Origin of the sequence: Pseudomonas sp. MNR3A (genome assembly GCF_009650575.1) — a bacterium.
GTDB classification, from domain to species: domain Bacteria; phylum Pseudomonadota; class Gammaproteobacteria; order Pseudomonadales; family Pseudomonadaceae; genus Aquipseudomonas; species Aquipseudomonas machongensis.
The window spans coordinates 67,703-89,842 of the sequence record NZ_VZZS01000006.1 but is presented as its reverse complement, the minus strand read 5'-3'; the positions used below and the strand labels follow the sequence as shown (position 1 = coordinate 89,842).

Below are 22,140 nucleotides of genomic sequence, written 5' to 3'. Positions count from 1 at the left end.
GCAACAAGCCGTCTATGCAGACCATGAGCCTCAACCAGACACCCGACTCCGCCACCGTGTTCCAGCTCAAGGGCAGCATGCTCGCCATTACTGTGCTGGAACTGGCGCGCAACGACCTCGAAGCCCTCGACCGCCAACTGGCGGCGAAAGTGGCGCAGGCCCCCAATTTCTTCAGCAACACACCGCTGGTGCTGGCCCTGGACAAACTGCCGCCGGACGAAGGCGCCATCGACCTGCCCGGGCTGATGCGCATCTGCCGTCACCATGGCCTGCGCACCCTGGCGATCCGCGCCAGCCGGATCGAGGACATCGCCGCGGCGATCGCCATCGACCTGCCGGTCCTGCCGCCCTCCGGCGCCCGCGAACGCCCGCTGGAACCTGAGCCGGAAGTGAAGAAAGTCGAGCCCGTTCCGGCACCCGCTGTGGCCGCCGAACCCGAGGTTCGCCCGACCCGCATCATCACCAGCCCTGTACGTGGCGGCCAGCAGATCTATGCTCAGGGCGGCGACTTGATCGTGACCGCCTCGGTGAGCCCGGGTGCGGAACTTCTCGCCGATGGCAATATCCATGTGTACGGCGCCATGCGTGGCCGCGCACTGGCTGGTATCAAGGGCAACACCCGAGCCAGGATCTTCTGTCAGCAGATGACGGCCGAAATGGTCTCCATCGCCGGTCAGTACAAGGTCTGCGAAGACCTGCGCCGCGACCCGCTGTGGGGTTCGGGCGTGCAGGTGAGCCTGGTCGGCGACGTGTTGAACATCACCCGTCTTTAACGGATACTGCCGCCATTTTAAGAGCAACTTTTCCACCGTTGCCTTTTTTGCATTTGCTGGGACTTCGGGTCCCGTTTATTTAGGGGTGAAACACCTTGGCCAAGATTCTCGTGGTTACTTCCGGCAAGGGGGGGGTGGGCAAGACCACCACCAGCGCCGCCATCGGTACCGGCCTCGCATTGCGCGGCCACAAGACTGTGATCGTCGACTTCGACGTCGGCCTGCGTAACCTCGACCTGATCATGGGCTGCGAACGCCGCGTGGTGTACGACTTCGTCAACGTGGTCAACGGCGAAGCCAACCTGCAACAGGCCCTGATCAAGGACAAGCGCCTTGAGAACCTGTTCGTGCTGGCCGCCAGCCAGACCCGCGACAAGGACGCCCTGACGCAAGAAGGCGTCGAAAAGGTCCTGATGGAGCTCAAGGAGCAGTTCGACTACGTCATCTGCGACTCCCCGGCCGGTATCGAGAAAGGCGCGCACCTGGCGATGTACTTCGCCGACGAAGCCATCGTCGTGACCAACCCGGAAGTCTCCTCGGTACGTGACTCCGACCGCATGCTGGGCATTCTGTCGAGCAAGTCGCGCCGCTCCGAGAACGGCGAGGAGCCGATCAAGGAACACCTGCTGATCACCCGCTACCACCCCGAGCGCGTGGAAAAGGGCGAAATGCTCAGCATCGCCGACGTCGAAGAGATCCTCGCGATCAAGCTCAAGGGCGTGATTCCCGAGTCGCAAGCGGTCCTCAAGGCATCCAACCAGGGTATCCCGGTCATCCTCGACGACCAGAGCGACGCCGGCCAGGCCTACAGCGATACCGTCGACCGCCTGCTGGGTAAAGAGAAGCCTCTGCGCTTCATCGAAGTGCCGAAGCAAGGATTCTTCGCGCGCCTGTTTGGAGGCAAATAAACCATGAACCTTTTTGACTTCTTTCGTGGCAGACAGAAACAGACCAGTGCGTCGGTAGCGAAAGAGCGTCTACAGATCATCGTGGCGCATGAGCGCGGCCAACGCAGCGAACCGGACTACCTGCCGGCGCTGCAGAAAGAACTGCTCGAAGTGATCCGCAAGTACGTGAACATCGGCAACGATGACGTGCATATCGAGCTGGAAAACCAGGGCAGCTGCTCGATTCTGGAACTGAACATCACCTTGCCGGATCGCTGATAGAATCCCCTGTCACACCGCGATCCCCTGTGGGAGCGGGCTTGCCCGCGAAAAGGCCGGTACTGGCGCCATCACCCTGGCACTGGTACCGGCCTTCTTCGCGGGCAAGCCCGCTCCCACAGTGCTTTACAGAGAACCGTTGAACATGCCGCTGTCGAACATCCAGATCCTCTTCGAAGACGCCGCCATCCTGGTGATCAACAAACCGACCCTGCTGCTGTCGGTGCCAGGCCGTGCCGAGGACAACAAGGACTGCCTGATCACCCGCCTGCAGGAAAACGGCTACCCCGATGCGCTGATCGTCCATCGCCTGGACTGGGAAACCTCCGGGATCATTCTCCTGGCCCGCGATGCCGACAGCCACCGCGAGCTATCGCGCCAGTTCCACGACCGCGAGACGGAGAAAGCCTATACCGCACTGTGCTGGGGCCAGCCGACGCTCGACAGTGGCAGCATCGACCTGCCGCTGCGCTACGACCCGCCCACCAAGCCACGCCATGTGGTCGACCATGAGCAGGGCAAGCATGCCCTGACCTTCTGGCGCGTACTGGAACGCTGTGGCGACCATTGCCGGGTTGAGCTGACGCCCATCACCGGGCGCTCGCACCAGTTGCGCGTGCACATGCTGTCGATCGGGCATCCGCTGCTGGGCGACCGGCTGTATGCCAACCCCGAGGCGTTGGCGGCCCATGAACGGCTGTGCCTGCATGCATCGATGCTGAGCTTTACCCACCCGGTGTCTGGGCAGCGGTTGAAGTTCGAGTGCCCGGCGCCGTTCTAGATTTTTGTGGCTGCTTCGGCCCTTTCGCGGGTAAACCTGCTCCTACAGGGGTCACCACCAACCCTGTAGGAGCGGGCTTGCCCGCGAAGAGGCCCGCACAAATTCCGGACCATTTACGCTAAACTCGCGCCACTGCTGTCTGGAGTGAGCTATGCGCGAAGCACTGAATACCGGCCTGATCGATTTCCTCAAGGCCTCCCCGACGCCCTTCCACGCCACCGCCAGCCTGGCCAAGCGCCTCGAAGCCGCCGGTTACCAGCGTCTGGACGAGCGTGACAGCTGGGCCACCGTGCCCGGCGGACGCTACTACGTCACCCGTAACGACTCTTCGATCATCGCCATTCGCCTGGGCAAGCATTCGCCCTTGATTGGCGGCATCCGTATGGTCGGCGCACACACCGACAGCCCGTGCCTGCGGGTCAAGCCGCAGCCCGAACTGCAGCGCCAGGGCTTCTTGCAACTGGGCGTCGAAGTCTATGGCGGTGCCCTGCTCGCCCCTTGGTTCGACCGCGACCTGTCGCTGGCCGGACGCGTCACCTTCCGCCGCGATGGCAAGGTCGAAAGCCAACTGGTCGATTTCAAGCTGCCGATCGCCATCATTCCCAACCTGGCCATCCACCTCAACCGTACCGCCAACGAGGGCTGGCCGATCAACCCGCAGAACGAGCTGCCGCCTATCCTGGCCCAGGTCGCCGGCGACGAGCGTGTCGACTTCCGAGCCCTGCTCACCGAGCAACTGGCCCGCGAGCACGGCCTGATCGCCGACGTGGTGCTGGACTATGAGCTGAGTTTCTATGACACCCAGAGCGCTGCGGTCATCGGCCTGCATGGCGACTTCATCGCCGGTGCGCGCCTGGACAACCTGCTGTCGTGCTATGCCGGGCTGCAGGCGCTACTGGCCGCCGAGAGCGACGAAACTTGCGTGCTGGTATGCACCGATCACGAAGAGGTCGGCTCCTGCTCGGCGTGCGGCGCCGACGGACCGATGCTCGAGCAGACCCTGCAACGTCTGCTGCCCGATGGCGACGAATACGTGCGCACCATCCAGCGCTCGTTGCTGGTGTCGGCCGACAACGCCCACGGCGTGCACCCCAACTACGCCGACAAGCATGACGGCAATCATGGGCCCAAGCTCAACTCCGGCCCGGTGATCAAGGTCAACAACAACCAGCGCTACGCCACCAACAGCGAAACCGCCGGCTATTTCCGCCACCTGTGCATGGCCGAGGAAGTGCCTGTACAAAGCTTCGTGGTGCGCAGCGACATGGGCTGCGGCTCGACCATCGGCCCGATCACCGCCAGCCACCTGGGCGTGCGTACCGTCGACATCGGCCTGCCGACCTTCGCCATGCACTCGATCCGCGAGCTGTGCGGCAGCCAGGACCTGGCGCACCTGGTGAAGGTGCTGACGGCGTTCTATCGCAGTCGCGAACTCCCTTGATATCAGGTAGGCCTTTTCGCGGGTAAACCCGCTCCTACAGGTGCATCAACGCTCCAGCAGGAGTGGGCTTACCCACGAATTCTCCGCCCCTCAACGCGCTATGCTTCAAGCATGCCCCCGACAACAGAAGGATTCTGTTCATGTCACCCTTCCTCTCCCTGTTCGTGCCGGTGTTCCTTTTCCTGATGCTGCTGACCATCGGTTTCAGCCTGCGCGAGCGCAATGCCGGCGTGCTGATGATGTGGATCGGCACCCTCGGCATCTTTGGCATCATGTGCTGGAAGATCCTCGAGAAACTCGCCTGAGAAATCCTCTACACTCCGGCAATCGATCGACCTGAGGTAGATTTTCCGGTGCCCGCCTTTCTCCGTTGCCTGACCCTGCTGCTCTTCCTGTTCATCGCTCCGGTGCAAGCCGCTGGCCTGCCCGGCTTGCTGGGTAGCAGCACGCCTGCCCAACCCCAGGCCACCGAGCCGCTGGACAAGTCACTGGACGAAGTGATCAAGAGCCTGGAAAACGACCAGCAACGAGCCAAGTTGCTGGCCGACCTGAAGAAACTGCGCGATGCCAGCAAACAGTCGCAACCCACGGTGGAACAGGGCGTACTGGGGCTGATCGGCAACGCCATGCACGACCTGGAAAAGCAGTTCAGCGGCGATGCCAGCCCCTTCGTGCGCTGGTCGCAGGAAATCGACCAGGCCCAGAACGAGCTGGCAGCATTGGTCGTTCCGGTGCACCAGTGGCCAGCGATCCTGTTCGGCTTCGCTGCGGTCATTGCCGTGTGGAGCCTGTTGGCCTACGCCTTCAACTGGATCGGCCATCGGGTACGGATCCGCTTCGGACTGACCGAGGAACTGCCCCAACACCCACGGACCTGGGACCTGGTGCGATTCGCCCTACGCAAGCTCGGGCCCTGGCTGGTGGCGTTGGTATTCACCGTGTACCTGAGCTTCGCCCTGCCACCGTCGCTGGGCAAATCCCTGGCCATGGTCCTGGCCTATGCGCTGGTGGTCGGCACCTGTTTTTCGGCGATCTGCGTGATCGCCTTCTCTCTGCTCGACGGCCCGCATCGCCACCGTGCCCTGCATATCCTGCGACACCAGGCGTTTCGTCCGTTATGGCTGATCGGCAGCTTCGCCGCCTTCGGTGAAGCGATGAGCGATCCACGCCTGACCACTGCGCTGGGCACACACCTGGCCCATGCGATAGCGACCGTGACCAACGTGCTGGCGGCCCTGTGTACCGGCCTGTTCATCCTGCGCTTCAGGCGGCCGATTGCGCACCTGATCCGCAATCAGCCCCTGTCGCGGCGCCTGACCCGGCGCACACTCAGCGACACCATCGAGCTGCTTGGCAGTTTCTGGTTCGTCCCGGCCTTGATCCTCGTGGCGATCTCGCTGTTCGCCACCTTCGTCTCTGCCGGCGATACCAGCACCGCCCTGCGTCAGTCACTGATGTGCACCGTGCTGGTGGTGGTGTGCATGGTGCTCAACGGCCTGGTGCGCCGCCACGCCGCCAAACCTCGGCGCGCCAACAAACGTCAGGCGGTGTATACCGAACGCCTGAAGAACTTTGGCTACGCCTTGGTCCACCTGTTCATCTGGTTGCTGTTCATCGAGCTGGGCCTGCGCGTGTGGGGGCTTTCGATGATCGGTTTTGCCGAGGGCGAAGGCCATGATGTCAGCGTGCGCCTGCTGGGCCTGGCAGGCACCCTGATCGCCGCCTGGCTGGTGTGGATCCTGGCCGACACCGCCGTGCACCACGCACTGGTGCGTTCGCGCCGCGGCCTGGCCAACGCCCGTGCGCAGACCATGATGCCGCTGATCCGCAACGTACTGTTCGTGGCGATCTTCATCATCGCGGTGATCGTCGCCCTGGCCAACATGGGCATGAACGTCACACCGCTGCTGGCCGGTGCCGGTGTCATCGGCCTGGCCATCGGCTTCGGTGCGCAATCGCTGGTGGCCGATCTGATCACCGGGTTGTTCATCATCATCGAGGACAGCCTGGCCATCGACGACTATGTCGACGTCGGCGGCCACCTGGGCACGGTCGAGGGCCTGACCATTCGCACCGTGCGCCTGCGCGACATCGACGGCATCGTCCACACCATCCCGTTCAGCGAGATCAAGAGCATCAAGAACTACTCGCGCGAGTTTGGCTATGCGATCTTCCGAGTCGCCATACCGCACAACATGAGCATCGACAAGGCGATCAGCCTGATTCGCGAGGTGGGGCAGAAGCTGCGCAATGATCCGCTGATGCGCCGCAACATCTGGTCGCCGCTGGAACTGCAGGGAGTCGAGAGTTTCGAGTCGGGCTCGGCGATCCTGCGGGCACGCTTCAAGACCGCGCCGATCAAGCAGTGGGAGGTGTCACGGGCCTTCAACCTGGCGTTGAAGCGCCAGCTCGACGAAGCCGGGCTGGACCTGGCTACGCCGCGGTTGTCGGTGCAGGTGGTGACGGCTGGGGGTGGGGCGATGGCTGAGTCTGGCTCCGCCAGTTAGTGCCCTTTCGCGGACGAACCCGCGAAAGCTCTCCGCTACCCCGCCTGCGCCTGGATACGAATCGCATCGTGCCGCCAATACTCCAGGTCGCAGTCGATCAGGTGCCCATGCTGGTCACTGTTGACCCGGGTGATGTGCAACCCCGGGCTCCCTGCCGACACCCTAAGCGCCATGGCCGCCGCCACCGGCAACGCAGTCGGCAGGATCTCGAAACACACCTGCCCGTAGCGGATGCCATATTCGCGGGCATAGATCTCGGTCAGCGACTGTGCCAGGTCCAGCGCCAGGATCCCCGGAAAATAGCGTGGGTTGAGGTAGTGCTCGGCATACAACACGCCGCGTCCATCGATGCGCCGCAAACGGCAGATCTGTATCACGCTCGATAACGCCGGGAGCCGCAGGCGCGCACAGATCGCCGCCGACGCCGGCAGCAAGCGCGCCGCCAGCAGCTCAGTGCTCGGCACCCGTCCCTGGTCACGCACCATCGCATGGAAGTGGCTGCGCTCGATCAGGTCGTAGGTCAGGCGTTCGGGGGCGACGAACCAGCCGCGCCGCTCTTCGCGGTAGATCAGGCCCTGGGCCTCGAGCTGCACCAGTGCCTCACGCAAGGTGATGCGGGTGGTGTCGAATACCTCGCTCAGCTTGCGCTCGGCCGGCAGCTTGCCGCCCGGCATCAGCAGGCCATGTTCGATCTGTTCCTGCAGCGCATGGCAGATGGCTGTTACCGCCCGCGGTGGGGTCGATTGCATCAAAGGTTACCTATCTGGACTAGTCCAGCCCCATAACAGGGCAACTGGAGAATAGAGCAAGCCTAGGCACGGCTGATGAAGATCCTGTGACAAAGCCCTTGCACCACGATTGCCAGAATCGGGCCAAGCCCCGCGAATAAAGGGCCGGGTTCTGGTCTACGCTTTGCTTTCAGGGCCCAAGCCTCACCGCTGGCGGGCCTGTTCTACATCAAACTGTCATGCAACAGGCCTACCTTGGCTCAAGGTTTGCTGACCTAGACCAATGGTTCTCGGCAAGGTCTGCACCACAGCATTCACAACAGCGTTCATAACAACGATTGCAAGGCACCCACCAAAGGAGCTTCGGATGAAAAAGTTCTTCATGGCGTCACTGCTGGGCTCGGCCATCGCCCTGTGCACCACGGCCATGGCCGCCGATACCGACCTCAAGGCCCTGGAAGACGCCGCCCGCAAGGAAGGCACGGTGAACAGCGTGGGCATGCCGGATGCCTGGGCCAACTGGAAAGGCACCTGGGATGACCTGGCCAGGAAGTACGGCCTCAAGCACAGCGACACCGACATGAGCTCGGCCCAGGAGATCGCCAAGTTCGACGCTGAAAAAGACAACGCCAGTGCCGACATCGGTGACGTCGGCGCCGCCTTCGGCCCGATCGCCGTGACCAAGGGCGTGACCCAGCCGTACAAGCCGAGCACTTGGGACCAAGTGCCGGAGTGGGCCAAGGACGAGGACGGTCACTGGGCGCTGGCCTATACCGGCACCATCGCCTTCATCATCAACAAGGACCTGGTCAAGGAAGACCAACGCCCGAAAACCTGGCACGACCTGGAAAAAGGCAAGTACAAGGTCGCCATCGGTGACGTCGGCACCGCAGCTCAAGCCGCCAACGGCGTGCTGGCCGCCGCCATCGCCTACAAGGGCGACGAAAGCAATATCGAGCCGGGCTTGCAGCTGTTCACCAAACTGGCCCAGGAGAAGCGCCTGTCGCTGGCCAACCCGACCATCCAGACCCTCGAGAAAGGTGAAGTGGAAGTCGGCGTGGTCTGGGACTTCAACGGCCTGAGCTACCGCGAACAGATCGATCCGAAGCGTTTCGAAGTGCTGATCCCGTCCGACGGTTCGGTGATTTCCGGCTACACCACCATCATCAACAAGTACGCCAAGCACCCGAACGCCGCCAAGCTTGCCCGCGAATACATCTTCAGCGACGCCGGCCAGACCAACCTGGCCATCGGCCACGCCCGCCCGATCCGCGCCGAGCACCTGAAGCTGCCAGCCGATGTCCAGGCCAAGCTGCTGCCCAACGAGCAGTACCAGGCCGCCCAGCCGATCAAGAACGCCGACGCCTGGGAGAAGACCTCCAAGGCCCTGCCGCAGAAGTGGCAGGAGCAGGTGATCATCGAGATGGAGTGACGGCGGGGTTTTCCAGCCCCTGACACGGCCTTTTCGCGGGTAAACCCGCTCCCACCGGTGCAGCACAAGCTTCCGGGCCTGCGCGATACCTGTGGGAGCGGGTTTACCCGCGAAAAGGACGACGCGATACCGACCCATTCCTCTGCGGAGCCAACATGCAACACAACGTCATCCTGGTCCTGCTCGACGGCCTCAACCACCAGGTCGCACACCACGCCATGGGCCATCTGCATGCCTACGTCGAGGCCGACCGCGCCGCGCTGTACCGTGTGGAATGCGAACTGCCGTCACTGTCACGCCCGCTGTACGAGTGCATTCTCACCGGCGTCGCGCCGATCGACAGCGGTATCGTGCACAACAACGTCAATCGCCTGTCCAACCAGCGCAGCGTCTTCCACTACGCCCGCGAAGCCGGACTTGGCACTGCAGCTGCGGCCTATCACTGGATGAGCGAACTGTACAACCGCTCGCCCTTCGATCCGATCCGCGACCGCCATACCCACGCGCCCAAGCTGCCGATCCAGCACGGGCTGTTCTACTACGCCGATCACTACCCCGATTCGCACCTGCTGGCCGACGCCGAGTACCTGCGCCGCCGTCATGCCCCGAACTTCCTGCTGGTGCACCCGATGAACATCGACGATGCCGGCCACCGCCACGGCCTGGACAGCAGTCAGTACCGCAACGCCGCACGCAGCGCCGACATCCTGCTGGCCGACTACCTGCCACGCTGGCTCGAAGAGGGCTACCAGGTACTGGTCACCGCCGACCACGGCATGAACAACGACCGCTCGCACAATGGCCTGCTGGCCGAGGAACGCGAGGTGCCGCTGTTCGTCTTCGGCGACGCCTTCAGCCTCGACCCGGCCGCCAAGCCCCTGCAGACCGAGCTGTGCGGCACGATCTGCGAACTGCTCGGCGCGGCCCACGACAAACCGGTCTGCCGGGAGTTGCTCAAGTGAATTCCAGCCACCGCGGCCGCCACCTGGCCCTGCTCTGCCTGCTGCCCTTCGCCATCTTCTTCATCATCTTCCAGATCGCCCCGCTGGTCTGGGTCGCCATCGCCAGCCTGCAAAGTGAAAGTGGCTGGGGCCTGGACAACTTCAGCAAGATCTTCGCCTCGAAGTTCTACCTGCAGGCCATCGAACGCAGCCTCGAGATCAGCTTCTGGTCGAGCCTGTTCGGCATCGTCATCGCCACCCTCGGCGCCTACTCGTTGCGCCAGGTCGATTCGCGCCTGCGCGACTTCGTCAGCGCCTTCGCCAACATGACCAGCAACTTCGCCGGCGTGCCACTGGCCTTCGCCTTCATCATCCTGCTGGGCTTCAATGGCGCGCTCACCCTGGCGCTCAAGGAGATCGGCCTGCTCGGCGACTTCAGCATCTACTCCAAGACCGGCCTGATCATCGTCTACACCTACTTCCAGATTCCACTGGGCGTGCTGCTGCTCTACCCGGCCTTCGACGCCCTGCGCGAGGACTGGCGCGAATCCGCCGCGTTGCTCGGTGCCAGCCACTGGCAGTTCTGGCGGCACATCGGCCTGCCGGTGCTGACGCCGGCACTGCTGGGCACCTTCGTCATCCTGCTGGCCAACGCCCTGGGCGCCTACGCCACGGTCTATGCCCTGACCACCGGCAACTTCAACGTGCTGCCAATTCGTATCGCCGCCCTGGTGGCCGGCGACATCACCCTCGACCCGAACCTGGGCAGCGCGCTGGCCATGGTGCTGGTGGGGCTGATGACCCTGGTGACGGTGGTCCATCAATGGCTGCTGAAAAGGAGCTACCATGCGCGCTGAATCACACAAGGGCGGCTGGTACCACCGCGCCGTGGTGTACCTGCTGTTCCTGATCCTGCTGTTGCCCCTGGCCGGCACCCTGCTCTACTCATTGGCTACCAGTTGGTCGGCGAGCCTGCTGCCCAGCGGCTTGACCCTCAAGTGGTACGTGCAACTGTGGAGCGAGCCGCGATTTCTCGCCGCCTTCGGCCAGTCGTTGATCGTCTGCGTGGGAGCGTTGGTACTGTCGGTGGTGCTGATCCTGCCGCTGCTGTTCGTGGTGCATTACCACTTCCCCAAGCTCGACGCGCTGATGAACATTCTCATCCTGCTGCCCTTCGCGGTGCCGCCGGTGGTGTCTTCGGTGGGGCTGCTGCAGTTGTACGGCAGCGGGCCGATGGCCATGGTCGGGACGCCGTGGATCCTGATCGGCTGCTATTTCACCATCGCCCTGCCCTTCATGTACCGGGCGATCACCAACAACCTGCAGGCGATCAACCTGCGCGACCTGATGGACGCCGCGCAACTGCTCGGCGCCAGCACCTGGCAAGCCGCCCTTCTGGTGGTGCTGCCCAATCTGCGCAAGGGCCTGATGGTGGCGTTGCTGCTGTCGTTTTCCTTCCTGTTCGGCGAATTCGTGTTCGCCAACCTGCTGGTCGGCACCCGCTACGAAACCCTGCAGGTCTACCTGAACAACATGCGCAACAGCAGCGGCCACTTCAACAGCGCGCTGGTGATCTCCTATTTCGCCTTCGTGCTGGTACTGACCTGGGTCGCCAACCGCCTGAACAAGGATAAATCCTGATGAGCTTCGTCAGTGTCCAGAAACTTCAAAAGAGCTACGCCGGCAGCCCGGTCTTCGAGAACATCGACTGCAACATCGAACGCGGCGAGTTCGTCACCCTGCTCGGCCCGTCGGGGTGCGGCAAGTCCACCCTGCTGCGCTGCATCGCCGGCCTGACACCTGTCGACAGCGGCCGCATCCTGCTCGACGGCCAGGACATCGTGCCACTCAGCCCGCAGAAGCGCGGGATCGGCATGGTCTTCCAGAGCTACGCGCTGTTCCCCAACATGACCGTTGAACAGAACGTCGCCTTTGGCCTGCGCATGCAGAAGGTCAAGGCCGAGGAGAGCCAGGCGCGTGTGCACGAGGCCTTGGAGCTGGTGGAGCTGGGCAGTTTTGCCGGACGCTATCCGCACCAGCTGTCGGGCGGTCAGTGCCAGCGCGTGGCGCTGGCCCGTTCGCTGGTCACCCGCCCGCGCCTGCTGCTGCTCGACGAGCCGCTGTCGGCGCTGGATGCGCGTATCCGCAAACACCTGCGCGAGCAGATCCGCGCGATCCAGCGCGAGCTGGGGCTGACCACCATCTTCGTCACCCACGACCAGGAAGAGGCGCTGACCATGTCGGACCGCATCGTCCTGATGAACCAGGGGCGCATCGTCCAGAGCGGCGACGCCGAAACCCTCTACACCGCACCTGTCGACCTGTTCGCCGCCGGTTTCATCGGCAACTACAACCTGCTCGACGCCGACAGCGCCAGCCGCCTGCTGCAGCGCCCGGTCAGCGCACGCCTGGCGATCCGTCCCGAGTCCATCAGCCTGGGCCTGGAAGGTGAACTGGACGGCCAGATCCGCAGTCACAGCCTGCTCGGCAACGTGATCCGCTACCGTGTCGAGTCGCGCGGCGTGGAGGTGGTGGTGGACGTGCTCAATCGCTCGTCTGCCGATCTGTATGCCGACGGGCAGCGCGTGTCGCTGTCGATCGACCCCACCGCGCTACGGGAAGTGGCTTAAGGAGATTCAAGCAATGGCACTGGCGATTTTCGATCTGGACGAAACCCTGATCAACGGTGACTGCGCGTCGCTGTGGAGCGAACAGATGGCCCGGCTGGGCTGGGTGGACGGCAAGGAATTCCTGCGTCGCGACCATGAACTGATGGAGGCGTACGGCAAGGGCCACCTGCAGATGGAGGACTACATGGCCTTCAGCCTGGAGCCCATCGCCGGGCGCACGCTGGAAGAGGTCGAGCACCTGGTCGAGCCCTGGGTGGAGGATATGATCGAGCCGATCATCTATGGCGATGCCTGTCGCTGCATCGCCGAACACCGCAACAAGGGCGATCGCATCCTGATCATCTCCGCCTCCGGCACGCATCTTGTCGGGCCGATCGCCGCACGCCTGGGGGTCGACGAATACCTGGCCATCGAGTTGGAGGCGATCAACGGCGTGTACACCGGCAAGACCCACGGCGTGCTGACCTACCGCGAGGGCAAGATCACTCGCTTGCTGGAGTGGCTGGACCAGGAGCAGGAGAACCTGGAGGGCGCGAGCTTCTATTCCGACTCACGGAACGACCTGCCGCTGTTACTGAAGGTGGACCATCCGTATGCGGTGAATCCAGACCCGGTGCTGCGCGAGCATGCCCAGACCAATGGCTGGCCTGTGTTGAGCTGGTCCTGAGATCCATTGCCCCTGTTCCGGCCTCTTCACCCGTGAAGAGGCCGGGTCTGCTTACGCCAGGTCAGGGTCGATCACCATCACCAGCTTGCCGGACACCTGGTTGCTCTCAAGCTCCGCATACGCCGCCTGGGCGAATTCGACTGGATAGGTATCGACCAACTGTGGCGACAGCCGCCCTTCGGCGAACAGCGGCCACACCTGCTGCTGCAGGTCGCGCAGCAACTCGGCCTTGAAGCCATCATCACGATTGCGCAGGGTGGAACCGGTGATCTCCAGGCGCTTGCCCAGCACCAGCGCCAGGTCCACTTCGAACTTGCGCCCGCCCATCAGGCCGATGATCACCCAGCGGCCGTCGCGGGCCAGCAGCTCCAGGTTGAGCGGGCCATAGCTCGCGCCTACCGGGTCGAGGATCACATCGAACGGCCCGAACCCCTTGAGCGCGTCGAGGTTCTCGTTACGCACCACACCTCCTGCGGCACCCAGTGCCTTGCAGTAGTCCAGGCGCTCCTGGGAGCCGACGCTGACCCATACCGGGCAACCAAATGCCTTGCCCAACTGGATGGCCGCAGAGCCCACACCACTGGCACCGGCGTGCACCAGTACCTTCTCACCCGCCTTGGCCGCCCCGAGCTGGAAGATGTTCAGCCAGGCCGTGGCGTACACCTCAGGCAGCGCGGCCGCCTCGTGCAGGCTCAGGCCCTCGGGCACCGGTAGCACATGGCGGGCATCCACGACCACTTCTTCGGCCATGGCGCCACTGGCCAGCAGCGCACAGACCCGATCGCCCACGCGCCAATCTGCCCCCGCACCCACCTCCTCGATCACCCCGGCGCACTCCAGCCCCATGTAAGGGCTGGCACCGGGTGGCGGCGGGTACAAACCCTTCATCTGCAACAGGTCGGCGCGGTTCAACCCGGCCGCAGCCACTCGAATGCGTACCTGCCCCGCGTCACAAACCGGACGTTCGGCTTCGACCCAGGCTACATGTCCGTCAACGCCTTGCAATGCCTTCACAGTGCCTCCATAGTTGAGTCATGACTGAGCCCGGGATCGCCATGTCCCGGGTTTTTTGCAGTATTCAGCCGGTTTCATGGAACCGGCGTACGGAAAAGACGGCCTACTATGCGTGATCAATTGCCCCCACGTCGAATCAGCATGAAGCATTTCCTCCCCAGCACCGCCCTCGCCCTCATGGTCGGCCTCGGCAGCCTCACGCTCGGTGGCAATGCGGCCGCCGCCAACAAATGGGACAGCCTGCAGCCGGACCGCGACGAGATCGTCGCCAGCCTCAACGTGGTGGAGCTGCTCAAGCGCCATCACTACAGCAAGCCTCCGCTGGACGATGCCCGCTCGGTCATCATCTATGACAGCTACATCAAACTGCTCGATCCATCACGCAGCTATTTCATGGCCAGTGACATCGCCGAATTCGACAAGTGGAAGACGCAGTTCGACGACTTCCTCAAGAGCGGCAACCTCGACCCTGGCTTCACCATCTACAAGCGCTACCTGGACCGCGTGAAATCGCGCCTGGACTTCGCCCTGGCCGAACTGAACAAGGGCGTCGACAAGATCGACTTCACCGTCAAGGAAGACCTGCTGGTCGACCGCAAGGACGCTCCGTGGCTGAAGAACGAGGCCGAGCTCGACGACCTGTGGCGCAAGCGCGTCAAAGATGAAGTGCTGCGCCAGAAACTGGCCGGCAAGGATCCCAAGCAGATCCAGGAAACGCTGACCAAGCGCTACAAGAACCAGTTGGCGCGCCTGGACCAGACCCGTGCCGAAGACATCTTCCAGGCCTACATCAACACCTTCGCCCAGTCCTACGATCCGCACACCAACTACCTGTCGCCAGACAACGCCGAAAACTTCGACATCAACATGAGCCTGTCGCTCGAAGGCATCGGCGCGGTGCTGCAGAGCGACAACGACCAGGTCAAGATCGTGCGCCTGGTACCGGCCGGCCCTGCCGCCAAGACCAAGCAGGTCGCCCCTGCCGACAAGATCATCGGTGTTGCCCAGGGCAACAAGGAAATGGTCGACGTAGTCGGCTGGCGCCTGGACGAAGTGGTCAAGCTGATCCGTGGCCCGAAAGGCTCGGTGGTGCGTCTTGAAATCATCCCGGCCAGCAACGCACCGAACGACCAGACCACCAAGATCGTTTCGATCACCCGCGAGGCGGTCAAGCTCGAGGAGCAGGCAGCGAAGAAATCGGTGCTCAAGCTCAAGCAGGACGGTCGCGACTACAAGCTTGGCATCATCGAGATCCCGGCCTTCTACCTCGACTTCAAGGCCTACCGTGCTGGCGATCCGGACTACAAGAGCACCACGCGCGACGTGAAGAAACTGCTCACCGAACTGCAGAAGGAGAAGGTCGACGGCGTGGTCATCGACCTGCGCAACAACGGCGGCGGCTCGCTGCAGGAAGCCACCGAACTGACCAGCCTGTTCATCGAGAAAGGCCCGACCGTGCTGGTACGCAACAGCGACGGCCGCGTCGACGTACTCGAGGACGAGAACCCCGGCGCCTTCTACAAGGGCCCGCTGGCACTGCTGGTCAACCGCCTCTCGGCCTCGGCTTCGGAGATCTTCGCCGGCGCCATGCAGGACTACCACCGCGCGCTGATCATCGGTGGCCAGACCTTCGGCAAGGGCACCGTGCAGACCATCCAGCCGCTCAACCATGGCGAGCTGAAACTCACCCTGGCCAAGTTCTACCGTGTCTCCGGCCAGAGCACCCAGCACCAGGGCGTACTGCCGGACATCGACTACCCGTCGATCATCGACACCAAGGAAATCGGCGAGAGCGCCCTGCCCGAAGCCATGCCATGGGACACCATCCGCCCGGTGGTCAAACCGGCAGCCGATCCGTTCAAGCCATTCCTGGCCCAGCTCAAGGCGCAGCATGAAGCCCGTAGCGTCAAGGATGCCGAGTTCACCTACATCCGCGACCGCCTGGCGCTGACCCAGCGCCTGATGAACGAGAAGACCGTCAGCCTCAACGAGCAGGATCGCCGTACCCGCCACGACGAAATCGAGGCCAAGCAACTGGCGCTGGAGAACACCCGACGCAAGGCCAAGGGCGAAGAGCCGCTCAAGGAACTGAAGAAGGTCGACGAAGACGCTCTGCCGGAGGAGAAGGACGACGCCAAGCCAGAAGATGATGCCTACCTGGCCGAAACCGGTCGCATCCTGCTCGACTACCTGCGCCTGAGCTCGCAGGTGGCTAAGAAATAAGCGACTCGATCAGGTGATGGCAGTTTAATGTGACCTGTCATCAAACAGTCATCGCACTGTCGTGAAATAGAAGGGCCGGACGCCAAAACGTCCGGCCTTTTCATTTTCAGGAAGCAGTCCATGACCGTCACCGAACAGCTCAGTGCCTTGAGCGCCATCCTGGCTCAACGCAACATTCACAGCCTGTTCCAACCGATCATCTGCCTTTCCGAGCGGCGCATCCTCGGCTATGAGGCGCTCAGCCGCGGACCGTCCAACAGCCCTCTGCATTCGCCCCTGAACCTGTTCGCCATCGCCCGCCAGGCGGGGCGCCTGAGCGAGCTGGAAGTGCTGTGCCGGGAGAACGCATGCCGACGCTTCAGCGAGCTGGGGCTCGAAGGCAAGCTGTTCCTCAATGTCTCGCCCGAGTCGCTGCTGGAGCCACACTACCCTTCCGGGCGTACCCTGAAGATGCTCGAGCAGGTCGGTCTGCAACCCAGCCGTGTGGTGATCGAGCTGACCGAGCAAACCCCCACCGACGACTTCCAGTTGCTGTCCAACGCCTTGCATCACTATCGGGACATGGGCTTTTCCATCGCGCTGGACGACCTGGGTGCCGGTTACTCGAGCTTGCGTCTGTGGTCGGAGCTGCGTCCGAACTACGTGAAGATCGACCGACACTTCATCGACGGCATCCATCAGGATCCGCTCAAACGCGAATTCGTTGGTTCCATCCTGCAGATCGCCCGCGCCTCGAAGGCCCAGGTGATTGCCGAGGGCATCGAGCTGGGCGAAGAGCTGACCGTACTGGCCGACATGGGCGTCGACCTGTTGCAAGGCTACCTGCTCGGCCGCCCTCAGGAATTCCCCCCGCGCGAGGGCCTGAATCTGCTGCCCCCGGCGCACGGCAGCGCACTGATGATCAACGAGGAAGGAAGCGACCTCGCTGCACTGCTGATCGAGCAGCCTGCGGTTGCGCTGGACACCCCGACCCAGCAGGTGCTGGAAGCGTTTCGCCGCCAGGCCAATCTCAACTCCCTGGCCGTGCTCGATGCCCAGGGCCACCCCTGCGGTATCGTCCATCGGCATTCGCTGTCCGACGTTCTGCTCCAGCCGTTCGGCACCGACCTGTTCGCCCGCAAGCCGATCAGCCGACTGATGAACGAAGACTTCCTCGCAGTCGAGCGCAGCCAGTCACTGCAGCAGGTCAGCCGCCTGCTCACCAGCCGCGCACGACAGCGCATCGAGGAAGATTTCATCATCACCCACGGTGGTCGCTACCAGGGCCTGGGGCGGGTGATCGATGTGCTCAAGTTGATCACCGAGCAGAAGATCCAGCAGGCCCGCTACGCCAACCCCCTGACCCTGCTGCCGGGCAACGTGCCGATCCGCCAGTGCCTGACCCGCCTGCTGGAGCAACAGCGTGCGGCGGCGGTGTGCTACGTCGACATCGACAGCTTCAAACCTTTCAACGATATCTATGGCTATGCCCGCGGCGACGAGGTGTTGCTGTGCCTGGCCCAGTGCCTGAACGACAGCGTCGATCCGCGCCGCGACTTCGTCGGGCATATCGGCGGTGATGATTTCATGCTGGTCTTGGGGTCGCTCGATTGGCGCGAGCGGCTGCACCAGCTGATCGATAATTTTCTACGCGAATGTCGACGTTTCTATCGCAGCGAGCACCTGGAGGCCGGGTGCTTCATCGCCCACAACCGCCAAGGGCAGCGGGAGACCTTCCCCTTGCTGTCGCTGTCGATCGGCGTGGTTTTGCTGCGACCGGAATGCTGTGCCAGCCTTGATGCGGCGCAGTTGGCCGATCTCGCCTCACAGGCAAAGCGCCAGGCCAAGGATACAACCGGGCCCAGTCTGAGCCTGATCGATACCGCGGTGTTGTAACCCTACCCTGCCGTCACTTCTTCGGGGTAAGCGAACTCGAACACCCGCACCACTTCGGACGCATGCCACGACGCCGCCTCCATGCCATCGACCGGCCCGGAAAACCGCCCCAGGCGCTCGACACACTCGAAGAAGCCGGTACGCGGCAGGCGGCTGGCCCCCTGGCTGATCACCAGCGAACTGCGCAGCGGCTGCTCGGCGCGCGCGTCGAGCAGCGCCAGGTACTCCAGGGCGGCGGTGAGGGTTTGCATGGCGGGGGTGGGCAACTCCAGGCGCTCAAGCAGCGCCCTGTAGGTGAGCAGATGGCGTTGACGGCGGGCCAGGTCGAGCTCGTCCAGCAGGCGCTGCCATTGCTGACGACTGATCCTGACCTGGCTCATGATGGATCGCTCCAGCCGGCGATTCCCAAGTGCCACGCCAGGCTGCGCTGGATCGCCGCATCAGGCACACGCTCGCCCGACTCGATCATGGCCAGGTACGAGGGGCTGATGCCGACGCTGCGGGCCAGTTGCTCGGGGGCCAGGCCCTTGGCCTGACGCAACTGCGCCAGCTCCCCCAGGGCGGGCAAGCTGGCGCTTTGCTCGATGACTTCGCCACGGCCTTCAGTGACCGCAGCCTGAGGTTCCTCGATATTGGCTGGCGCCTGCCCGGCTGCCGCGAGCAGCGCCTGGTACTGGGCCCAGGGAACAACTGCATACTCGGGCTGACCGTCCCGACTGATGACCTGAATACCCATACACCCCCCTCACTGCATGTAATCCGTCGGCATAATGCTTATGCCAATTATATGACCAAGTGCAGGAGTCTGTGCAGGTCAGGCCAAAATCAAGGGTGAGGACGTTCCAGGCGCAACGCTTCCGGGCTGTCCGGCAGACGCTCGACCACACGCAGGCGCTCGGGCGACTGGCTGTCGCGCCAGGCCTTGAAGCGCGCCAGCTCGTCGCCGACGGTCTTCAGCACCCAGCCCAGCACGGCGATGTCATCGAGAAAGCCGACACCGACGATCCAGTCCGGAATGGCATCCAGGGGGCTGACGAAATACAGCAGGCCAGCGACGATGGTCACCAGCGCCTTGGGGCTTACAGCACGGTACTCGCCACGCCACCAGGCCAGACACAGGCCTTGCATCAGGCGCAGGTCGTCACGCAACTGGCCCAGCTTGGGGCCCTTGCGGGCCACGGCGAACAGCAGCGCCGGCAGGCGGCCACGGCTGAGCAGGCGCTCGGCCAGCGGCAGGAAACGGGCAAAATTCCAGGGTGCGCTCATGGTGTCTCCAGCATCAGCCAGGAAGGTTATCCACATTTATTGTGGATAACCTTGTGAACAGGGCAGCGTTTTCAGGCGCTAGGCGCCCACGGGGCAAGGGTCCCGCTCAGATCGGGCGTTTTTTACACAACCGTTTCAGACAGGCAAACGATTTGCGTCAGGCGTGCGGTTGGGTACGCGTCAAGGTACCTCATGCTCAGACAGTGAGACACCCGTGTCGTTCGCGTCAAGCGTGCGGCCCAAATGAAAACGCCCCGTCGAAACGGGGCGTCAGGTATCGCAGTTGCCAGATTACTTGGCCGGCGCTTCGGCAGGCTCGGCGTCCAGCTTGCTCGGGTCCTTGATGGCCAGCAGCTCGAGGTCGAAGACCAGTACCGAGTTCGCCGGGATCAGCGGGCTCGGGCTCTGGGCGCCGTAAGCCAGCTCGGCCGGGATGTACAGCTTGTACTTCTCGCCGACGTGCATCAGTTGCAGGCCTTCGACCCAACCTGGGATCACGCCGCTGACCGGCAGGTCGATCGGGTTGCCGCGCTCGATGGAGCTGTCGAAGACCTTGCCATCGATCAGCTTGCCTTCATAGTGGACGGTAACCACATCGGTCGGCTTGGGCTGCGGGCCGTCGGCCTTCTTCACGACTTCATACTGCAGACCCGAGGCGGTAGTGACCACGCCCGGCTTCTTGGCGTTGTCCTCAAGGAACTTCTTGCCCTTGGCGGCCGCTTCCTCGCTGGCCTTGGCCAGACGCTCCTCGGCGCGTTTCTGCAGGGCGGTGAAGGCTTCAACCAGCTCTTCGTCCTTCAGGCGGGCTTCTTTCTTGCCGACCGCATCCTCGATGCCCAGGGCCACCGCTTTGGAGTCCAGGTCATCCATGCCTTCTTGCGCCAGGCTCTTGCCCATGTTGAGGCCGATACCGTAGGAGGCCTTCTGTGCTGGGGTCTTCAGCTCGACGCTGCTGGTCTGAGCGTCGCAGCCAGCCAGGACCAGGCCTACCAGGGCAACCGCAGCCGCCAAACGATGCTGTTTCATGCTATTTCCTTGTTCATGCGCCATGAGGGCAATCAGGGTAAAGCCGCGAGCTTATCAGGCGGCCATGACCAATGGCTACCGGCATAGGAGCGGGTTTGTGGCAGGAAGTTCCTGTATGAAGGGATGTTCATCCCACCGTGAAAATCAAGGGTAGCTGCCGGCCCGGTATTCGCCCGCCACTTCCCGCAATACCTCGCACAGCCATTGGGCGGCCAGCCCCTGCGGCAGGGCCGCGTTGCGGCAGATACCCACCGAGCCTCCCGGTTCGCGTACACCCAGGTCGAGCTCGACCAGCTCACCACGCTGCAGGTCGATCAGCACGGCGTCCCGCGGTGCCACCCACACCGCATCACTGCCCAGCAGGTAGCGCCGGCTCAAGGCCAGGGACAGGGTTTCCAGGCGTTGCCCCGGCATCTGGATACCGCACTGCACGAACAGGCTATCGGCGTGCTGGCGAATGGTGGTGCCTGCTGGCGGCAGCACCAGTGCGTAATCGCCAACCCGCGCTCGGTCCAGGGGATGACGCGCGAGCAACGGATGGCCGGGACGCACCACCAGGCTCATGGACTCACTGTACAGGTGCTCGAACGACAGGCCCTGGATCTGCGGGCTGTCGGTCATCCGCCCGACGACCAGTTCCAGCTCGCCCAGGCGCAGTTGCCCCAGCAATTGGGCACTGACCCCCGTAGCCACGCTGATCATCAACGCTTCATGACGCTGGTGCAGGCGACACAGTACCTCCGGCATCAACAATCCCTCGACCGTCGACAGCACGCCGATGCGCACCTGCGACGGCGCCCGCGCCTCGCCGCGCACCGTGCTGACGCCTTCGCGCAACGCCTGCACGCTGGGTCCGGCGTAACGCATGAAGCGGGTACCCGCCGAGGTCAGTTCTACGCCTTGTCGGGTGCGCTCGAACAGGCGCGTCTCGAGCAAGTCCTCAAGCTCCTTGAGCGTCTTGGAAATGGCCGGCTGGCTGATCGCCAGGACATCGGCCGCCCTGGCCAGACTGCCCTGACGGGCGATCTCCAGGAAGCACAGCAGATGGCGGTACTTGATGCGGGTATCGAGGTTCATGCACGGCAGTGTAACGGTGTGCATGAGAGCTGCAAATCGTCTATGAATACCCTTTCCTACAACGACTCGATCCCATTCTGACAATGCGCAGCTTGCCCTCAAGCCCCTGGATTTGTAGGGTGCAGCTTTCCCCGGCAAGGAGCCAACCGATGTCGCGCTACCAAACCCAGGACCTATCACTAGACCTGGGCGCAGAGCTGCCGCAGGACAGCAGCATGAACATGCTGACGTTCCCCGAGCGCGGCACCACCTTGGTGATCGCCCGCAGCCCGCTCCCCGCAGACCAGTCCTTCGACATCGTCTACCGCCAGCAGCTCGAACAACTGCGCAGTCGCCTCGATGCACACATCACCGAGCCTCAAGCCACGACTTGCGGCATGGCGCAAGTCATCCAGGGCCTGGAAGTCGGCCTGCAGTTCCAGCGTGGCGAAATTCGCTCGCACCAGCGTCAACTGGCCTATCCCCATGTGCAGGCACAGCGTCTTATGGTGCTGAGCTATAGCAAGGAGACACCGCTGACGGAAAACGACCTCATGCACTGGCAAGCCATCAAGGCGAGCCTGCAGACACGCTGACACCCCTCCAGCAAGGAA

At 63.3% G+C, this 22,140-nt stretch carries 23 protein-coding genes; 16 read left to right on the top strand and 7 right to left on the bottom strand.

Going from position 1 to position 22,140, the window contains the following annotated elements:
- Positions 1 to 14 precede the first annotated feature (14 nt).
- The 7 genes from minC (at position 15) to F6X62_RS04675 (ending at position 6,668) form a co-directional block, all read left to right on the top strand.
- Complete coding sequence (gene minC, locus F6X62_RS04700) at positions 15 to 773, top strand: septum site-determining protein MinC (protein WP_153772836.1); 759 nt, start codon at positions 15 to 17, stop codon at positions 771 to 773.
- A 95-nt stretch (positions 774 to 868) separates the two neighbouring features.
- The gene (gene minD, locus F6X62_RS04695) at positions 869 to 1,681 is read left to right on the top strand and encodes a septum site-determining protein MinD (RefSeq protein WP_054893840.1); all 813 of its coding nucleotides are present in this window, start codon (positions 869 to 871) and stop codon (positions 1,679 to 1,681) included.
- A gap of 3 nt (positions 1,682 to 1,684) precedes the next feature.
- On the top strand, positions 1,685 to 1,939 hold the full coding sequence (gene minE, locus F6X62_RS04690) for a cell division topological specificity factor MinE (RefSeq protein ID WP_003252572.1): 255 nt from the start codon (positions 1,685 to 1,687) through the stop codon (positions 1,937 to 1,939).
- A 145-nt stretch (positions 1,940 to 2,084) separates the two neighbouring features.
- A complete protein-coding gene (locus tag F6X62_RS04685) occupies positions 2,085 to 2,720 on the top strand; it encodes an RluA family pseudouridine synthase (RefSeq protein WP_054893839.1) in 636 nt (211 codons plus the stop codon).
- 151 nt (positions 2,721 to 2,871) lie between these two features.
- Positions 2,872 to 4,161 (top strand): M18 family aminopeptidase, encoded by a 1,290-nt coding sequence (locus F6X62_RS04680; protein ID WP_054895571.1) that lies wholly within the window; start codon positions 2,872 to 2,874, stop codon positions 4,159 to 4,161.
- 140 nt (positions 4,162 to 4,301) lie between these two features.
- On the top strand, positions 4,302 to 4,466 hold the full coding sequence (locus F6X62_RS25155) for a hypothetical protein (RefSeq protein WP_172964816.1): 165 nt from the start codon (positions 4,302 to 4,304) through the stop codon (positions 4,464 to 4,466).
- 48 nt (positions 4,467 to 4,514) lie between these two features.
- The gene (locus F6X62_RS04675; protein ID WP_153772835.1) at positions 4,515 to 6,668 is read left to right on the top strand and encodes a mechanosensitive ion channel family protein; all 2,154 of its coding nucleotides are present in this window, start codon (positions 4,515 to 4,517) and stop codon (positions 6,666 to 6,668) included.
- 35 nt (positions 6,669 to 6,703) lie between these two features.
- Here F6X62_RS04675 and F6X62_RS04670 read toward each other — a convergent pair whose 3' ends face one another.
- On the bottom strand, positions 6,704 to 7,417 hold the full coding sequence (locus F6X62_RS04670; protein ID WP_153772834.1) for a UTRA domain-containing protein: 714 nt from the start codon (positions 7,415 to 7,417) through the stop codon (positions 6,704 to 6,706).
- Positions 7,418 to 7,763: 346 nt separating this feature from the next.
- Here F6X62_RS04670 and F6X62_RS04665 point away from each other — a divergent pair, with 346 nt between their 5' ends.
- The 6 genes from F6X62_RS04665 to F6X62_RS04640 all read left to right on the top strand — a co-directional run bounded on the left by F6X62_RS04665 (position 7,764) and on the right by F6X62_RS04640 (position 13,066).
- Complete coding sequence (locus F6X62_RS04665) at positions 7,764 to 8,828, top strand: ABC transporter substrate-binding protein (RefSeq protein ID WP_153772833.1); 1,065 nt, start codon at positions 7,764 to 7,766, stop codon at positions 8,826 to 8,828.
- A gap of 155 nt (positions 8,829 to 8,983) precedes the next feature.
- Positions 8,984 to 9,790 (top strand): alkaline phosphatase family protein, encoded by an 807-nt coding sequence (locus F6X62_RS04660; RefSeq protein ID WP_065862171.1) that lies wholly within the window; start codon positions 8,984 to 8,986, stop codon positions 9,788 to 9,790.
- Positions 9,787 to 10,626: an ABC transporter permease subunit gene (locus F6X62_RS04655; protein WP_054895576.1), complete on the top strand. Its 840-nt coding sequence runs from the start codon at positions 9,787 to 9,789 to the stop codon at positions 10,624 to 10,626. Before F6X62_RS04660 ends, F6X62_RS04655 begins: the two co-directional genes overlap by 4 nt.
- Positions 10,616 to 11,410, top strand: a complete 795-nt coding sequence (locus tag F6X62_RS04650) for an ABC transporter permease (protein ID WP_054895577.1) — start codon at positions 10,616 to 10,618, stop codon at positions 11,408 to 11,410. Before F6X62_RS04655 ends, F6X62_RS04650 begins: the two co-directional genes overlap by 11 nt.
- On the top strand, positions 11,410 to 12,399 hold the full coding sequence (locus tag F6X62_RS04645) for an ABC transporter ATP-binding protein (RefSeq protein WP_153772832.1): 990 nt from the start codon (positions 11,410 to 11,412) through the stop codon (positions 12,397 to 12,399). Before F6X62_RS04650 ends, F6X62_RS04645 begins: the two co-directional genes overlap by 1 nt.
- Positions 12,400 to 12,412: 13 nt before the next feature.
- Positions 12,413 to 13,066, top strand: coding sequence for an HAD family phosphatase (locus tag F6X62_RS04640; RefSeq protein WP_153772831.1), 654 nt, complete (start codon positions 12,413 to 12,415; stop codon positions 13,064 to 13,066).
- 51 nt (positions 13,067 to 13,117) lie between these two features.
- Here F6X62_RS04640 and F6X62_RS04635 read toward each other — a convergent pair whose 3' ends face one another.
- Positions 13,118 to 14,080, bottom strand: coding sequence for an NAD(P)H-quinone oxidoreductase (locus F6X62_RS04635; protein WP_153772830.1), 963 nt, complete (start codon positions 14,078 to 14,080; stop codon positions 13,118 to 13,120).
- 141 nt (positions 14,081 to 14,221) lie between these two features.
- On the opposite strand from F6X62_RS04635, the gene F6X62_RS04630 reads away from it, so the two are divergent.
- Both F6X62_RS04630 and F6X62_RS04625 read left to right on the top strand, forming a co-directional pair.
- Positions 14,222 to 16,303 carry a carboxy terminal-processing peptidase gene (locus tag F6X62_RS04630; RefSeq protein ID WP_172964815.1) on the top strand — a complete coding sequence of 694 codons (2,082 nt, stop codon included), beginning with the start codon at positions 14,222 to 14,224 and terminating at the stop codon, positions 16,301 to 16,303.
- A gap of 120 nt (positions 16,304 to 16,423) precedes the next feature.
- On the top strand, positions 16,424 to 18,178 hold the full coding sequence (locus F6X62_RS04625) for a bifunctional diguanylate cyclase/phosphodiesterase (protein ID WP_153772829.1): 1,755 nt from the start codon (positions 16,424 to 16,426) through the stop codon (positions 18,176 to 18,178).
- A gap of 2 nt (positions 18,179 to 18,180) precedes the next feature.
- Here F6X62_RS04625 and F6X62_RS04620 read toward each other — a convergent pair whose 3' ends face one another.
- The 5 genes from F6X62_RS04620 to pcaQ all read right to left on the bottom strand — a co-directional run bounded on the left by F6X62_RS04620 (position 18,181) and on the right by pcaQ (position 21,547).
- Positions 18,181 to 18,558 (bottom strand): hypothetical protein, encoded by a 378-nt coding sequence (locus tag F6X62_RS04620; protein ID WP_054890902.1) that lies wholly within the window; start codon positions 18,556 to 18,558, stop codon positions 18,181 to 18,183.
- On the bottom strand, positions 18,555 to 18,914 hold the full coding sequence (locus tag F6X62_RS04615) for a helix-turn-helix transcriptional regulator (protein ID WP_153772828.1): 360 nt from the start codon (positions 18,912 to 18,914) through the stop codon (positions 18,555 to 18,557). Before F6X62_RS04615 ends, F6X62_RS04620 begins: the two co-directional genes overlap by 4 nt.
- A gap of 89 nt (positions 18,915 to 19,003) precedes the next feature.
- Positions 19,004 to 19,444, bottom strand: a complete 441-nt coding sequence (locus F6X62_RS04610) for a YkvA family protein (RefSeq protein ID WP_063545813.1) — start codon at positions 19,442 to 19,444, stop codon at positions 19,004 to 19,006.
- 291 nt (positions 19,445 to 19,735) lie between these two features.
- On the bottom strand, positions 19,736 to 20,470 hold the full coding sequence (locus tag F6X62_RS04605) for an FKBP-type peptidyl-prolyl cis-trans isomerase (protein ID WP_054890905.1): 735 nt from the start codon (positions 20,468 to 20,470) through the stop codon (positions 19,736 to 19,738).
- Positions 20,471 to 20,614: 144 nt separating this feature from the next.
- Positions 20,615 to 21,547 carry a pca operon transcription factor PcaQ gene (gene pcaQ, locus F6X62_RS04600; protein ID WP_125931795.1) on the bottom strand — a complete coding sequence of 311 codons (933 nt, stop codon included), beginning with the start codon at positions 21,545 to 21,547 and terminating at the stop codon, positions 20,615 to 20,617.
- 149 nt (positions 21,548 to 21,696) lie between these two features.
- Between pcaQ and F6X62_RS04595 the strand changes: the two genes are divergently transcribed.
- Positions 21,697 to 22,122 carry a DcrB-related protein gene (locus F6X62_RS04595; protein WP_178117521.1) on the top strand — a complete coding sequence of 142 codons (426 nt, stop codon included), beginning with the start codon at positions 21,697 to 21,699 and terminating at the stop codon, positions 22,120 to 22,122.
- Positions 22,123 to 22,140 lie beyond the last annotated feature (18 nt).

Bases quoted from the DNA above. Each gene is read 5' to 3' on its own strand.
- minC (WP_153772836.1), top strand. From the start codon at position 15: ATGCAGACCATGAGCCTCAACCAGACACCCGACTCCGCCACCGTGTTC.
- minE (WP_003252572.1), top strand. From the start codon at position 1,685: ATGAACCTTTTTGACTTCTTTCGTGGCAGACAGAAACAGACCAGTGCG.
- F6X62_RS04685 (WP_054893839.1), top strand. From the start codon at position 2,085: ATGCCGCTGTCGAACATCCAGATCCTCTTCGAAGACGCCGCCATCCTG.
- F6X62_RS04680 (WP_054895571.1), top strand. From the start codon at position 2,872: ATGCGCGAAGCACTGAATACCGGCCTGATCGATTTCCTCAAGGCCTCC.
- F6X62_RS25155 (WP_172964816.1), top strand. From the start codon at position 4,302: ATGTCACCCTTCCTCTCCCTGTTCGTGCCGGTGTTCCTTTTCCTGATG.
- F6X62_RS04670 (WP_153772834.1), bottom strand. From the start codon at position 7,417: ATGCAATCGACCCCACCGCGGGCGGTAACAGCCATCTGCCATGCGCTG.
- F6X62_RS04665 (WP_153772833.1), top strand. From the start codon at position 7,764: ATGAAAAAGTTCTTCATGGCGTCACTGCTGGGCTCGGCCATCGCCCTG.
- F6X62_RS04660 (WP_065862171.1), top strand. From the start codon at position 8,984: ATGCAACACAACGTCATCCTGGTCCTGCTCGACGGCCTCAACCACCAG.
- F6X62_RS04650 (WP_054895577.1), top strand. From the start codon at position 10,616: ATGCGCGCTGAATCACACAAGGGCGGCTGGTACCACCGCGCCGTGGTG.
- F6X62_RS04645 (WP_153772832.1), top strand. From the start codon at position 11,410: ATGAGCTTCGTCAGTGTCCAGAAACTTCAAAAGAGCTACGCCGGCAGC.
- F6X62_RS04640 (WP_153772831.1), top strand. From the start codon at position 12,413: ATGGCACTGGCGATTTTCGATCTGGACGAAACCCTGATCAACGGTGAC.
- F6X62_RS04630 (WP_172964815.1), top strand. From the start codon at position 14,222: ATGAAGCATTTCCTCCCCAGCACCGCCCTCGCCCTCATGGTCGGCCTC.
- F6X62_RS04625 (WP_153772829.1), top strand. From the start codon at position 16,424: ATGACCGTCACCGAACAGCTCAGTGCCTTGAGCGCCATCCTGGCTCAA.
- F6X62_RS04620 (WP_054890902.1), bottom strand. From the start codon at position 18,558: ATGAGCCAGGTCAGGATCAGTCGTCAGCAATGGCAGCGCCTGCTGGAC.
- F6X62_RS04615 (WP_153772828.1), bottom strand. From the start codon at position 18,914: ATGGGTATTCAGGTCATCAGTCGGGACGGTCAGCCCGAGTATGCAGTT.
- F6X62_RS04610 (WP_063545813.1), bottom strand. From the start codon at position 19,444: ATGAGCGCACCCTGGAATTTTGCCCGTTTCCTGCCGCTGGCCGAGCGC.
- F6X62_RS04605 (WP_054890905.1), bottom strand. From the start codon at position 20,470: ATGAAACAGCATCGTTTGGCGGCTGCGGTTGCCCTGGTAGGCCTGGTC.
- pcaQ (WP_125931795.1), bottom strand. From the start codon at position 21,547: ATGAACCTCGATACCCGCATCAAGTACCGCCATCTGCTGTGCTTCCTG.
- F6X62_RS04595 (WP_178117521.1), top strand. From the start codon at position 21,697: ATGTCGCGCTACCAAACCCAGGACCTATCACTAGACCTGGGCGCAGAG.